This window comes from Rhodanobacter sp. UC4452_H20 (genome assembly GCF_052978205.1).
In genome coordinates, this window is record NZ_CM129662.1 from 2093703 (window position 1) to 2107190 (window position 13488).

General features: G+C 68.3%; 11 protein-coding genes. 8 read left to right on the plus strand and 3 right to left on the minus strand.

Translation table 11 applies throughout. From position 1 onward, the window contains the following. Positions 1-93: 93 nt before the first annotated feature. From ACVCMC_RS09925 to ACVCMC_RS09940, 4 genes are all read left to right on the plus strand, one after another. Positions 94-1878: a phosphoenolpyruvate carboxykinase (GTP) gene (locus tag ACVCMC_RS09925; RefSeq protein WP_447099485.1), complete on the plus strand. Its 1785-nt coding sequence runs from the start codon at positions 94-96 to the stop codon at positions 1876-1878. A 175-nt stretch (positions 1879-2053) separates the two neighbouring features. Further along, positions 2054-2599 (plus strand): RNA polymerase sigma factor, encoded by a 546-nt coding sequence (locus tag ACVCMC_RS09930; RefSeq protein ID WP_395116577.1) that lies wholly within the window; start codon positions 2054-2056, stop codon positions 2597-2599. After that, positions 2596-3024, plus strand: coding sequence for a hypothetical protein (locus tag ACVCMC_RS09935; protein ID WP_395116575.1), 429 nt, complete (start codon positions 2596-2598; stop codon positions 3022-3024). The genes ACVCMC_RS09930 and ACVCMC_RS09935 overlap by 4 nt, the downstream gene beginning before the upstream one ends. Before the next feature lie 20 nt (positions 3025-3044). Beyond that, positions 3045-3953, plus strand: a complete 909-nt coding sequence (locus tag ACVCMC_RS09940; RefSeq protein ID WP_447097142.1) for a DUF4097 family beta strand repeat-containing protein — start codon at positions 3045-3047, stop codon at positions 3951-3953. Between the two features lie 84 nt (positions 3954-4037). Here ACVCMC_RS09940 and ACVCMC_RS09945 read toward each other — a convergent pair whose 3' ends face one another. Continuing rightward, positions 4038-4958 carry a hypothetical protein gene (locus tag ACVCMC_RS09945; protein ID WP_447097143.1) on the minus strand — a complete coding sequence of 307 codons (921 nt, stop codon included), beginning with the start codon at positions 4956-4958 and terminating at the stop codon, positions 4038-4040. Positions 4959-5233: 275 nt separating this feature from the next. Here ACVCMC_RS09945 and ACVCMC_RS09950 point away from each other — a divergent pair, with 275 nt between their 5' ends. Beyond that, complete coding sequence (locus tag ACVCMC_RS09950; RefSeq protein ID WP_447097144.1) at positions 5234-8134, plus strand: bifunctional diguanylate cyclase/phosphodiesterase; 2901 nt, start codon at positions 5234-5236, stop codon at positions 8132-8134. Positions 8135-8143: 9 nt separating this feature from the next. Here the strand turns inward: ACVCMC_RS09950 and hslO are convergent, their stop codons facing one another. Beyond that, positions 8144-9043 (minus strand): Hsp33 family molecular chaperone HslO, encoded by a 900-nt coding sequence (gene hslO, locus ACVCMC_RS09955; protein WP_447097145.1) that lies wholly within the window; start codon positions 9041-9043, stop codon positions 8144-8146. An 83-nt stretch (positions 9044-9126) separates the two neighbouring features. Between hslO and mtgA the strand changes: the two genes are divergently transcribed. After that, positions 9127-9855 carry a monofunctional biosynthetic peptidoglycan transglycosylase gene (mtgA, locus tag ACVCMC_RS09960; protein ID WP_447097146.1) on the plus strand — a complete coding sequence of 243 codons (729 nt, stop codon included), beginning with the start codon at positions 9127-9129 and terminating at the stop codon, positions 9853-9855. An 84-nt stretch (positions 9856-9939) separates the two neighbouring features. Continuing rightward, positions 9940-10368 (plus strand): CBS domain-containing protein, encoded by a 429-nt coding sequence (locus tag ACVCMC_RS09965; RefSeq protein ID WP_395116563.1) that lies wholly within the window; start codon positions 9940-9942, stop codon positions 10366-10368. Between the two features lie 55 nt (positions 10369-10423). On the opposite strand, the gene ACVCMC_RS09970 is transcribed toward ACVCMC_RS09965, so the two are convergent. Continuing rightward, positions 10424-11731: an NTP/NDP exchange transporter gene (locus ACVCMC_RS09970; protein WP_447097147.1), complete on the minus strand. Its 1308-nt coding sequence runs from the start codon at positions 11729-11731 to the stop codon at positions 10424-10426. Between the two features lie 34 nt (positions 11732-11765). Between ACVCMC_RS09970 and ACVCMC_RS09975 the strand changes: the two genes are divergently transcribed. Next, positions 11766-13388, plus strand: coding sequence for a GMC family oxidoreductase (locus ACVCMC_RS09975; RefSeq protein WP_447097148.1), 1623 nt, complete (start codon positions 11766-11768; stop codon positions 13386-13388). Positions 13389-13488: the final 100 nt, after the last annotated feature.

Below are 13488 nucleotides of genomic sequence, written 5' to 3' on the forward strand. Positions count from 1 at the left end.
CGGCGCTGCCGTTGCTGCGCCCATCCTTGCAATACCAGTGCACGCAAACTACCGTGCCGCTTCCGTTTTTCAACAAGCCTTTCGAGGGACATGATGACCAGCAAGCTGGAAGCGCTTACCCAATGGGTCGACCAGGTGGCGGCACTGACCCGCCCGGCGCGGATTCACTGGTGTGACGGGTCGCAGGACGAATATCAGTCGCTGGTGCAGCAGATGCTGGCCGACGGCACCCTGATCGAACTGAACCAGACCACCCATCCGGGGTGCTACCTGCACCGCTCCGATCCGAAGGACGTGGCCCGCGTCGAGCAGCTGACCCTGGTCTGCCACCCCAAGCGCGAGGACGCCGGCCCGAACAACCACTGGATGGACCCGGCCGAGGCGCACGCCAAGATCGACGCGCTGTTCGACGGCTGCATGGAAGGCCGCACGATGTACGTGATCCCGTATTGCATGGGCCCGATCGACTCGCCGCTGTCGCGTTGCGGGGTGGAGATCACCGACAGCCCGTACGTGGTCGCCAACATGAAGATCATGACCCGCATGGGCGCCGCCGCGCAGGCGCGGATCGAGCGCGAAGGTACGTTCGTGAAGGGGCTGCATTCGGTCGGTGAGCTCGATCCCGAGCGTCGCTGGATCATGCACTTCCCCGCCGAACTCTCGATCAAGTCCTACGGCTCCGGCTACGGCGGCAACGCGCTGCTGGGCAAGAAGTGCCACGCGCTGCGCATCGCCAGCAACCAGGCGCGCACGGAAGGCTGGCTGGCCGAACACATGCTGATCGTCGGCATCGAGAACCCGCGCGGCGAGACGCACTACGTCGCCGCCGCGTTCCCCTCCGCCTGCGGCAAGACCAACCTGTCGATGCTGATTCCGCCGGAAGGCTACCGGCGAGACGGCTGGAAGGTGTGGACGGTGGGCGACGACATCTGCTGGATGCACCCCGGCGCGGACGGGCGGCTGTACGCGATCAACCCGGAAGCCGGCTTCTTCGGCGTGGCGCCGGGCACCAGCGACGCCACCAACCACAATGCCATGCAGAGCATCTCGCACGACACCATCTTCACCAATGTCGCCGTCACCGCCGACAACCAGCCGTGGTGGGAAGGCCTGCCCGGCACCCCGGTCACCGACTGGCAGGGACGTCCGTACGACCCGGCCAACGGCCCGGCCGCGCACCCGAACTCGCGCTTCACGGTCAGCGCGAAGCAGTGCCCGACCTGGTCGGAGCAGGCCGAGGCGCCGCAAGGCGTGCCGATCAGCGCGATCGTGTTCGGCGGCCGCCGCCCCTCGCTGCTGCCGCTGGTGATGGAGGCGCGCGACTGGAGCCACGGCGTGCTGATGGGCGCCGCGATGGGCTCGGAAACCACCGCCGCCGCCACCGGAGCGGTCGGCGTGCTGCGTCGCGACTCGATGGCGATGAAGCCGTTCTGCGGCTATCACTACGGCGACTACTTCGCGCACTGGCTGTCGTTCGACCAGCCCGGCGCGAAGCTGCCGAAGGTGTTCCACGTCAACTGGTTCCGCAAGGGCGCCGACGGCAAGTTCCTGTGGCCGGGCTTCGGCGAGAACCTGCGCGTGCTGGAGTGGATGATCGACCGCGCCGAAGGCCATGTCCAAGGCGTCGAGACCCCGATCGGCATCGTGCCGGCGGCCGGCGAACTGAAGCTGGAAGGACTGGCGCTGGAGCCTGCGCGACTGGACGAATTGCTCGCGGTCGACGTAGCCGGATGGCAGGCGGAGCTGGAAGCCATCGACACCTACCTGCAAACCTTCGCGCCGCGCCTGCCGGAGCGGTTGCGCCGCGAGCAGCAACGCGTGACGCAGGCGCTGCAGACCGATACCGCCAAGCCGGCGCGGCGGGCCGCCGTGTCCTGATGCACGCGCGAGTCCGGGCACGTACCGGACTCGCGACCGGGAAAACAACGCTCGTGGTTTTCCTCGCCGCTCCCGAAGGACGGGCCCGCGCGGCCCGTCCGCTTCAAACCCTTTCGCACCCCGCGGCATCCAAGCTGGCAAGATGATCGCCGCCTGCCCTGCCTCCGGAAGCCTGATGCCGCCTGTCTCCAGCGCCGCGCATGACGGCGACGACGTGCGCGCCGCAGCCGCGGGCGACCGTCGCGCCTTCCAGCGCCTGTACGCGCTGCACGTCGGCCGCGTCTACGGCGCGCTGCACCGGCTGGCCGGCTACGACCACGCGCGGGCGGAGGATCTCACCCAGGACGCCTTCATCCGCGCCTGGCAGAAATTGCCCGGCTTCCGCCACGAAAGCTCCTTCGGCACCTGGCTGTATCGCCTGGCGGTCAACGTGGCGCTGATGGACATCCGCGCGCGCGGCGCCGATCCGGTGCGCGTAGTGGACGACGAGCACCTGCCCGACAGTGGCGAGACGCCGTTCTGCGCGGCCGAGCGACACGAACTGGAACAAGCCATCGGCAGGCTGCCGCCGCGCGCCCGCGCCGTACTGGTACTGCACGACATCGAAGGCTGGCGGCACGAGGACATCGGCGACGAACTGGGCATGGCGGTGGGCACCTCGAAGGCTCAACTGCATCGCGCACGCCAGCTGCTGCGCAAGACGCTGGGAGAAAACGCATGAACGAATTCGAATGGCGCCGCCAGATGCGCGAGCTGCAGCAACCGCATGTGCCGCGCCGCGACCTGTGGCCGGCGATCGACGCGGCGCTGGACCAGGCCGTCGCCGATCCGCCCGCCCGGGCGACATGGCGGCGCATGCTGGCGGGCGCTGCCGTGGCGGCATCGCTGCTGCTGGTCGTGGGTATGGCTTGGCATCAGTGGTTCACACCCACCGCACCTGCCGAATCGGCCGGCACGACCCGCCAGGCCAGCTGGAAGCCCGCCGATCCGCGCCTGGCCGGCGCCGCCATCGAACTGGACGCCGCCCGCCTCGAACTGCAGCTGGCGATCGAACAGGCACCGGATTCCGCGGCACTGCAACGGCTCCTGCGCCACACCGAACGACAACAGGCGCAATTGCGCCAGCTGGCCGACCGCGCCGGCTGATGACCATCCGAGGAGAACCCATGAAAACCGCCCACTGCCTGCCCCTGCTGTTGTGCCTGTGCATCGGCGATGCACTGGCCGGCACGCCGATCCAACTGCAGCACGCCGCCAGCGCCAATACGCGGATCAGCATCAGCAATATCGCCGGCTCGGTGAATGTCACCGCCTGGGATCGCAACGAAGTCCAGGTCGGCGGCGAACTCGGCGACGGCGCCAAGCCGCTGCAGATCACCGGCGACAACGACCGGCTGTCGATCAAGGTCGAGCCGCGCGGCGGTTCGGGCTCGGGCTGGTTCAACTTCGGCGGCGACAGCCGCATGGCGCCCACCACGCTGGAACTGCACGTGCCGCGCGGCGCATCGCTGGACGTCAAGGTGATCAGCGCGCCGCTGGTGATCGACGGCCTTGCCGGCGGCGACATCAAGGTCAACACGATCAGCGGCAACGCCCGCATCCACGCGAACACGCCTGCGCTGGACGTCGACAGTGTCAGCGGCGGCATCGAGCTTTCCGGACAGGCCGACAAGGCCGCACTGCAAACCGTGAGCGGCGAGATCCTGGCCCCGGCCCTGGGCCGCACGGCCAAGCTGGAAACCATCTCCGGCCACATCCAGGCCGGCGGCGGGCCGTGGCAGACGATCACCCTGAGCACCGTCTCCGGCGACGTGCAGCTGTCCGGCAAGCTGGCCGCCGGCGGCAGCATCGACATCGACAGCATGAGCGGCGATGTGCAGTTGCGCCTGCCGGCCGACACCTCGGCCAAACTGCACGCCAGCAGTTTCAGCGGCGACCTGCGCAGCGACTTCGGCAAGCCGGTCGAAGCCGAGCGCGGCCCCGGCAGTTCGCTCGACACGAGCATCGGCGCCGGCGACGGCAAGATCCACCTCGAGACCTTCAGCGGCGACCTGCGCGTCAAGAAGCAGGAGTGAGCGGATAGGAGTGAGGAGTGAGATGAAGAGCTGCAGCTTGCGCGCATTTCTCTCGTTTCTCACTCCTCTCCGCTCACTCCTGCCTCAGAGATCCTGGTGATATTGCACGTAAGGCGTGCGCGACTGGTCCGGCTCCGGGCCGACCGGCGTGTTCGCCGGCGTGCCGGACGACCACAGGTTCTGCGCGCCGACGCTCAACGAGCCGCGCCACGGCAGGCGCCAGGTCACGCCCAGGTCGATGCTGTTCCAGCGCCGATCGCCGTACAGGCTACCGGGCACGCCGGCTTCGGGCTGCATGGTGCGACCGGTGAGCATGCCGCTCAACGGGCCGTGGTCGACGCCGAAACTCAGCGCCTTCTGGTCGAGCACGTTGACACCCAGCAGGTTGCCCGGCAGCAGATGCACACGGCCCACGCTGGCGCCGAGGTCGATGCCGGTCTGCTTGCCCAGGGCCAGCCGGCCCCGTGCATTGAGCTGGTTGCTGCTGTCGAAACTGTACAGGCCGCCCGGCGCCGCACCCGGCAACACGCGCGGCAGCGGCGCATTGCGGTGGGGCGTGCTGGTGGCGCCCACGCTCACGCCGACGCTGTAATCGCCGGCGTCGTAGGTGGCACCCACTTCGCTGCCGAACACCCGCGTGCCGTGGTTGAGCCACGAGCGCTGGCTGACCTGCGCATGCGCCTGCAACGGGCCGACGCCGTACTGCAGGCCGGCGGCTATCGCGTTGCCGGCATCGAGCGGCTGCAGCAACAGCGGCGAATACAGGGACGTGGCGGAGTCGTTCGTGGTGCCGCGATCGGCCTTGAGCATCAGCATGCGGCCATGGCTGTCACGCCACAACGGGACGTTCACGCCGGAACTGGCCGGGTCGGCATTCGTCAACTGCGCCCCGTTCTGCGGCTGCGCCAGCAACTGCGCGGCCTGCGCCGCATCGCCGCCCACGGATTGCCCGGCGGCCGCAAGCGGCAGCAGGAAAATCGACAGCATGGCAGGCAGGCGACGCATGGCTTTTGAACGAAACTCCAGGACTGATGGAACCATCATCCGAACACGGCTCGCGTTGATGATGTCGTGCGATCGGGATGGTAGCGCATTTTACGTTTTGCTAACAGCCCAAAACCCGCCCCAGCGCACAGTTGCATGGGTTGCTGTGTCAAGCTTTGACCCGTTCGACCGGGCCAGGTTCCCGCTATGATCCCGCTGGCAGGAGCGGCGGCCCACCCTGTATAAAGGCCTTTTGACGTCGACGCGTCAAATCGTTCCGGAATCGACCACCAGCCATGAGCGCCAGCCCGACGATCCGACCCTCCCAGCCGCCGCACGCGGCCCGGGATGTCGCGACCCTGAACGGCGCCGTGGAACGCCTGTTCGAGGCAGTCGACGCCACCGGGGTGATGGAAATCTGCGAGCTGATGCTGGACCAGCTCGGCATCCGCGGCCGCCTGCACTGGCGCGCCCGGGACGAGGATGGCGCCCCCGACGAGAAATGGCTGGACCTGGCCGAAGACCCGCAGGCCACGCGCACCTTGTCGATGACATGGGACGAGACCCCGCCGTCTCCCGCTGCGCGCGACTCGCTGCTATGGCTGGGCCGCCTGGCGGACATCCGCCTGCGCCAGCTGGCCGAGACCAGCCGCCTGTACGAGGCGATCTCCCGCCTGGCGCTGGCCGAACGCCTGCAGCGCGCGCTGTACGCGATCGCCGACCAGGCCAGCGCCGAGCACGACATGCCGCAGATGATGCGCTCGCTGCACGCGATCGTCAGCAGCCTGATGTACGCGGAAAACTTCTACATCGTGCTGTACGACCCGGCCACCGACCAGATCCGCTTCACCTACTGCGTGGACATCGTCGACACCGACCTTCCCGTGCTCAACCAGCCGATGCCGCTGCAGGAGATGGAATACAGCCTGACCTGGAACCTGCTGCGCCAAGGGCGTCCGATGATGGGTTCGCTCGACGACCTGGTACAGCAGATCGGCGATCGTTTCCGCCTGTTCGGCGCGCGCTGCGAGGACTGGCTGGGCGTGCCCATGCTGCGCGACGGGCACGTGGCGGGCGGCATCGTGGTGCAGAGCTACCGCTCGGACACGCATTACTCGCGGCACGACATGGAGCTGCTCAACTACGTGGCGCAACACGTGCAGACCGCACTGGAACGGCGCGAGGCGCACCTGGAGCTGGGCCGCCGCGTCACCGACCGCACCGCGGCACTGCGCGAGGCCAATCGCGTGCTGCGCCAGCAGGTGCTGCAGCGCCAGCGCGGCGAGCGCCTGCAGGCGGCACTGTTTCGCATCGCCGAACTGGCCAGCACCTCGGAAAGCCTGGACAAGTTCTACGCCGCCGTGCACCAGGTCATCAGCGGCCTGCTGTACGCGCGCAACTTCTACATCGCGCTGCTGGACGAGGAGACCGACCAGCTGACGTTCCCCTATTCGGTCGACGAGGTCGATCGCGTGCGCCCGGCGCGCGTGCACGGCCGCGGCGCCACCGAGTACGTATTGCGCACCGCCCGCCCGCTGCTGGCCACCCCCGAGCTGATCGACAAGCTGCACGCCGCAGGCGAGATCGCCCACTTCGGCGCGCCATCGGTGTGCTGGCTGGGCGTGCCGCTGATCTGGGGCGGCAAGGCCAAGGGCGTGCTTACCCTGCAGAGCTATTCGCCGGCGCACAACTACAGCGAGCGCGACCAGGAGCTGCTGACCTTCGTCAGCTACCACGTGGCCAACGCGCTGCAGCGCAAGCAGGCGGCCCATTCGCTCAAGCAGGCCAACGCCGGGCTCGAGCGCCGCGTCACCGAGCGCACCCGCGCGCTGGCGCTGGCCAACCGCGACCTGCGCGAACAGATCGCCGAACGCGAGCGGGTCGAGCGCCGGCTGAAGTACGAGACCCTGCACGACTCGCTTACCGGCCTGCCCAATCGCACCTTGCTGCTGCAGCGGCTGGAACAGGCGATGCAGCGCTACGCGGCCAACCGTGACGAGCGGTTCGCGGTGCTGTTCATCGACCTGGACCGCTTCAAGGTCATCAACGACTCGGTCGGCCATCTGATCGGCGACGACCTGCTGTTCCAGGTCGGCGGCCGCATCCGCGCCTGCCTGAAGACCCGCGACGTGGTCGCGCGGCTGGGCGGGGACGAGTTTGCCGTGCTGCTGGAGGGCATTACCGAGACCGACAAGGCCTCGCTGATCGCCGAACGCATCATCCACGAGCTGCAGACGCCGTTCCGGCTGGGCACCAAGGAGATCTTCACCTCCGCCTCGATCGGCATCGCGCTTGCCGCCCCGCACTATCGCCAGCCGGAGGAACTGCTGCGCGACGCCGACGCGGCGATGTACAACGCCAAGGACGGTGGCCGCCATCGCGCGGCGATGTTCGACGACCGCCTGCGCCGCGAGGCACTGTCCCTGCTGGACATGGAGAGCGACCTGCGCCACGCGCTGGGCCGCAACGAGTTCGAGCCGTACTACCAGCCGATCGTCGAGCTCTCCGACGGCCGCATCGTCGGCTACGAGGCGCTGCTGCGCTGGCACCATCCGCAGCGCGGCCTGCTGCCGCCGCACGACTTCCTGCTGATCGCCGAGGAATGCGGCTGCGCCGAGGCGATCGACTGGCAGATCTTCGAGCAGGTGTGCATCCAGGCGGTGCGCCTGATCGGCACCGAGGGTTTCATCAGCATCAACGTGTCCGGGCGGCACTTCCGTTCGGTCGACCTCGACCAGCGCCTGCTCGCGCTGTTCGACCAGTACGCCGTGCCCAGCCATTGCATCCGCATCGAAGTCACCGAGCATGCGCTGCTGGAAAACCCCACCCAGGTGAAGCGCATCCTGAAAAACCTGCGCAACCACGGCGTGGGCATCGCGCTGGACGATTTCGGCACCGGCTATTCCTCGCTGAGCTATCTCCACCAGTACCCGTTCGAGAGCCTGAAGATCGACCGCTCCTTCATCGTCGAGCTGCCGCCGGACGACAGCGACACCCAGGGCCTGGCCCTGGTGCGCGCCATCCAGGTGCTGGCCGATTCGCTGCACATGAAGGTGATCGCCGAGGGCATCGAGCAGGAGTCGCAGCGCCAGGCGCTGCTGCGGGTCGGCTGCCGCTACGGCCAGGGTTTCCTGTTCGCCTCGCCGCAGCCGGCCAGCACCTGGCTGGCCGCCAACAGCCCGCTGCTGCCGGCCTGAGCGGAGTCCTTACTGCGCCGTGCCCGGCGCGCCGGGGGCGGCGCTGTCGCTCAGCAGGTGCTCGGCGTCGATGCGGTCGAACGCATAGCGCTGCGCGCAGAACTCGCAGACCACCTCGATCTCGCCGTCACGCGCGGCCAGCGCGGCTTCCACTTCGTCGCGCCCGAGCGAACGCAGCATGGCGCTGACCCGTTCGCGGCTGCAGCTGCAACCGAACGCCAGCGCGCGCCTTTCGAGCAGGCGCGCGGACTCCTCGTGGTACAGGCGAAACAGCAGCGGCTCGGCCGGGGTGGCCAGCAGCTCGTCGACGCCCAGCGTCGCGGTCAGCTGCAGCACGCGGTTCCAGGCGTCCTCGTCGATGTCCGCGGCGTGGCCGCCCTCGTCGGGCATCTTCTGCAGCATCAGGCCGACCGCCTGCGTCGCATCGCAGGCCAGCAGGAATCGCGCGGGCAACTGTTCGGACTGCCGGAAGTAGTTCTCCAGCGACGCGGCCAGGCCGGCGTCGCGCAGTTCGACCAGGCCCTGGTAACGCTGGCCGCGCTCGACGTTGCCCATGGTGATCGCCATGATCGCCTCGGCCAGGTCGTTCAGCGCCAGCGGCTGGGGCAGCGGCTCGCGCCAGCGTGCCAGCCCGCGCAGGCGTCCGGCGTCGTCGCACTCGGCGAACAGCAGGCGCAGTGCGGACGCGCTCTTCAATTCGATCGACAACGCGCCATCGAGCTTGATGTTGCCGGTGAGCAGCGCGCTGGCCACCAGCGTCTCGCCCAGCAGCGCCCGCAACGTCGTCGGATAGTCGGCACGGCCCGCCACCTCGCGCCATGACGCGCCCAGGCGCACCAGCGCGCCGCGCACACCGGCACGCGGCAGCAGGAAGCGGTACATCACGTCGTCGTCGGACGGCACGGGCATGATCGGTTCTCGCGGAGGCAGGCAGGGAAACGGCACAGATGGGGTCGGCACGGCACCGGTACAACGCCTCGTATACTGCAGCCATGTCTTCACCGTCACGCCGACTCCGATGGCGCAAGCTGCTTCGCTGGCTGGGCATCCTCGCCATGGCGTGGCTGGGATCGACCTGGCTGGCGGTGCTGATCCTGCGCTTCGTGCCGCCGCTGACCTCGGCGGTGATGGTCGAGCGCCAAGTCGGCGCATGGCTGCACGGGGACATGAGTTTCCGCCTGCGCCAGCACTGGGTGCCGTGGAAGCGGGTCTCGCCCTGGGTGCCGCTGGCGATGGTGGCCGGCGAGGACCAGAAGTTTCCCTACCACCACGGTTTCGATTTCGACTCCATCAACAAGGCGATCGACGCGGCCGACGACGGCAAGCGCCTGCGCGGCGCCAGCACGATCAGCCAGCAGACCGCCAAGAACCTGTTCCTGTGGAACGGCCGCAGCTTCGTGCGCAAGGGACTGGAGGCGTACTTCACCGTGCTGATCGAGCTGACCTGGCCGAAGCGGCGCATCCTCGAGGTGTACATGAACATCGCCGAGCTGGGCAACGGCATCTACGGCGTGGGCGCGGCCAGCGAGGCTTACTACCATACCTCGCCCGCGCGCCTGGGGCCGGCGCAGGCCGCACGCCTGGCGGCGGTGCTGCCCAGCCCGCGCCGGCTGCATGTCGACCGCCCGAGCGCGTACGTGCAGCGCCGCACCGCATGGATCGAGCAGCAGATGCAGCAACTGGGCGGGCCGGACTACCTCGACGCGCCGCCGCCGAAATAGCGCCAGGGCCCGTCACTACACGCCAACGCCGCCGCGCGATAGACTCGACCCGGACAACCGAAGGCCACCGCCAGGAGACCCGAGATGAGTCAAGTCAGGCACCTGCTGCAAACCAAGGGCAGCACCATCTTCAGCGTGGCACCCGATGCCCCGGTGCTGGAGGCGATCAAGCAGATGGCCGAACACCGCATCGGCGCGTTGCTGGTGCTGGCCAACGGCGAACTGGTCGGCGTGGTCTCCGAACGCGATTACGCGCGCAAGGTGATCCTGCAGGGCAAGTCCTCCTCGCAGACCGCCGTGTCGGACATCATGTCCGGCACGCCGATCACGGTCGGCCCGGACACCGACGTGTTCGACTGCATGCGCCTGTGCACCGACCGTCGCATCCGCCACCTGCCGGTGGTCGAGGACGGCAAGCTGGTCGGCGTGATCTCGATCGGCGATCTGGTCAAGGCGGTGATCGACGCGCAGGCCGAGCAGATCGAACACCTGGAACGCTACATCACGGGCTGAGAGCCGGGATCCGGCCCTTCGACAAGCTCAGGGGCTGCGGATTTTCGGGAAAGCATCAAGCCGGTGCTTTCTCCGCATTGTCCGAGGAGGCATGTTCGTCCGGCGCCAGATCCGGCGACCAACCGGCGCGCCTGGCCACCACCGCAGCCAGCGTGGCCACACCGACACCGGCCAGAGCCAGCCCGCCGACGCCCCAACCCAGCATGCGCAGGCCGCTCACCGCGCTGGTGACCACGACGTCGCCGAAACGCCACACCGCCGTCTCGACGAAATTCTTGCCCTTGTAGCGCGTCTCGCGCGGCACGCGCGTATACAGCGCGTCCACCGCGGGCTTGGTCATGCCATAGGCGAAACCGCGCGTGATCACCTGCATCACTCCCAGGACGGGCACGCCATAACCGAACACGGCCAGCTCGCCGCCGCCGATCAGCGCCACCGCGCCCAGAAGCGCCACGTTTACCAGAGCGGGCAGCAGCAGACCCCAGCCCGCGCCATGGCGAATCAACAGCCAGCGGGTCAAGCTCAATTGCATGACCGCACCGAACAAGTTCGTGGCCAGATCGAGGTTGCTGTAGAACGCCGTGCGCGCCACCGCGTCGACGAAATGCGCCTTGGCGTAGTCGGCCATCAGCGCATAGACCAGCGTGCCGATGCCATCGCCGAACAACATCAGCAAGGCCATGTAACGCAGGAACGGACGCGACCACAACTCCCTGAGCCCGGCCCACAACGAACCGCCGATCGCTGCCTCACCGGCGCGGCCCAACCGCTGATCGTGTTGCGCGGAAAGCCGCAGCAAAAATGCCAGCGAGAGAGCCAGCGCGCACGCAGAGACCACCAGCAACGGTGCTACCCCGATCAGCCGTACCAGCAGCTTGGTCACCAGCGGACCGAAGACCGCGCCAGCCATGCCACCCAAGGCGATCAGCGAAAACACCCGCCGTGCCTGACTGCTGGAGAAGATGTCGGCCATGAAGCTCCAGAACAGCGACACGACAAACAGGTTGAACACGCTGGCCCAGACGAAGAACACCACGCCCAGCTCGCGCGCGCCGATGCGATCCTGCGCCATGAACGCCGGCACGAACGCGAGCAGGCACAAGATGAAAAAGCTGTAGCTCCAGCCCAGCAATTGCCTGCGCGGGAAGCGCGCCACCAGCATGCCGAACACCGGCGTCAGCAGCAGCATCACCACGAACACCGCGCCGTAGAACAGCGGCAGCGACTGCGAGCCGACCGCACCGCCCAGCTGGCCCATGACTGGCCGGATGATGTAGTACGACGTCATCACGAAGAAGAACGCCAGCGCGGACAGCAGCGGCGCGGCGGCTTGTTCCACAACGGCTTGGCGGGGCAAACTCACGGGCACATCCAGCGTGGGGCGCGGCAAGCCTAGCATGCGATCGCGCATCGCCAGGCAGGCGCAGGGGGAAGACTTGGACCATTACGACTTCATCATCGCCGGCGCCGGTTCGGCCGGTTGCGTACTGGCCAACCGGCTCAGCGCCGACCCGGGCAAGCGCGTGCTGCTGCTGGAAGCCGGGCCGACGGACTGGCACCCGCTGATCCACATGCCGGCAGGCATCGCGCGGCTGGCCAACAACCGCGCCTTGAACTGGAACTACCGCACCGAACCGGAGCCCGCGCTCAACCAGCGCCGCTTGTGGTGGCCGCGCGGCAAGACCCTCGGCGGTTCCAGTTCGATCAATGCGATGTGCTACATCCGCGGCGTGGCAGCCGACTACGACGGCTGGGCCGAAGCCAGCGGCGATCCGCGCTGGTCGTGGCGCGAGGTGCTGCCGTGGTTCCTGCGCAGCGAGGACAACAGCCGCGGCGCCAGCGAGTTGCACGGAACCGGCGGCCCGCTGGGGGTGTCCGATCTGCGCCATCGCAACGAGTTGTCCATCGCGCTGATCGATGCGGCGGGCAGCGCCGGCTATCCGCGCAACGACGACTTCAACGGCGAGCAGTTGGCCGGCTTCGGCCTGTACCAGGTGACCCAGCGCAACGGCGCGCGCTGCTCGAGTGCCGCGGCGTTCCTGAAACCGGTGCGCCAGCGGACGAACCTGCATGTGCGTACCGGCGTGCTGGTCGAGCGCGTGCTGCTGGACCATGGACGCGCGGTCGGCGTGCAACTGCGCCAGGGCCGGCACGAAGCGGAGCGGATCGAAGCTGGCGAGGTGATCCTGGCCGCCGGTGCGATCAATTCGCCGCAGCTGCTGATGCTGTCAGGCGTCGGCCCCGCCGATCACCTGCGCGAGCACGGCATCGCGGTGCACGCCGACCTGCCCGGCGTCGGCGCCAACCTGCAGGATCACCTGGATATCTGCACGCTGGACGGCAACCCCGGCAAGCTCAGCTACGACCATCTCAACGAACTGTCCGCCGGCTGGCGCTGGCTGCGCCACCGCGACGGACCGGGCAGCTCCAACGTGGCCGAGGCCGGCGGCTTCGTGCGCAGCCGCTTCGCCGTCGACGCGCGCTGCGACCTGCAGTTCCATTTCGTGCCGGCGTTGCTCGACGACCATGGCCGCCACCGCCTGCCCGGCTACGGCTACACGTTGCATGCATGCCATCTGCACCCGCGCAGCCGCGGCCGACTGCGCCTGCACTCGGCCGATCCCGCACAACCGATCGCGATCCACGCCAACTACCTCGGCGACGCGGAAGGCCACGATCTGAAAATGATGATCGAGGCAGCACGGCTGTCGCGCGAGATCCTCGACCAGCCGGCGTTCGCCGCGCACCGCGGCGCGCCGGTGTTCCCCGAGCGACGCATCCACACCGACGAGGAATACGCCGACTTCATCCGGCGCAAGGCCGAAACCATCTACCACCCGGTCGGTACCTGCCGCATGGGCAAGGACGATCGCGCCGTGGTCGACAGCGAGCTGCGCGTGCGCGGCGTGGATGGGTTGCGCGTGGTCGACGCCTCGGTGATGCCCACCCTGCCGACCGGCAACACCAACGCACCCACCATCATGATCGCCGAGCGCGCCAGCGCGTTGATCCTCCGCTGAGCACTGCAGGAGCGCGCTTGTGCGCGATGCTTTCCGTCACGTGACGAAGGGCATCGCGCGCAAGCGCGCTCCTGCAAAGGCAACGGGCATCGCGCGCGTC

Excerpts from the sequence above, each read along its gene's own strand:
- ACVCMC_RS09965 (WP_395116563.1), top strand. The coding sequence starts at position 9,940 with ATGAGTCAAGTCAGGCACCTGCTGCAAACCAAGGGCAGCACCATCTTC.
- hslO (WP_447097145.1), bottom strand. The coding sequence starts at position 9,043 with ATGCCCGTGCCGTCCGACGACGACGTGATGTACCGCTTCCTGCTGCCG.
- ACVCMC_RS09945 (WP_447097143.1), bottom strand. The coding sequence starts at position 4,958 with ATGCGTCGCCTGCCTGCCATGCTGTCGATTTTCCTGCTGCCGCTTGCG.
- ACVCMC_RS09940 (WP_447097142.1), top strand. The coding sequence starts at position 3,045 with ATGAAAACCGCCCACTGCCTGCCCCTGCTGTTGTGCCTGTGCATCGGC.
- ACVCMC_RS09950 (WP_447097144.1), top strand. The coding sequence starts at position 5,234 with ATGAGCGCCAGCCCGACGATCCGACCCTCCCAGCCGCCGCACGCGGCC.
- ACVCMC_RS09975 (WP_447097148.1), top strand. The coding sequence starts at position 11,766 with ATGCGATCGCGCATCGCCAGGCAGGCGCAGGGGGAAGACTTGGACCAT.
- mtgA (WP_447097146.1), top strand. The coding sequence starts at position 9,127 with ATGTCTTCACCGTCACGCCGACTCCGATGGCGCAAGCTGCTTCGCTGG.
- ACVCMC_RS09935 (WP_395116575.1), top strand. The coding sequence starts at position 2,596 with ATGAACGAATTCGAATGGCGCCGCCAGATGCGCGAGCTGCAGCAACCG.
- ACVCMC_RS09930 (WP_395116577.1), top strand. The coding sequence starts at position 2,054 with ATGCCGCCTGTCTCCAGCGCCGCGCATGACGGCGACGACGTGCGCGCC.
- ACVCMC_RS09925 (WP_447099485.1), top strand. The coding sequence starts at position 94 with ATGACCAGCAAGCTGGAAGCGCTTACCCAATGGGTCGACCAGGTGGCG.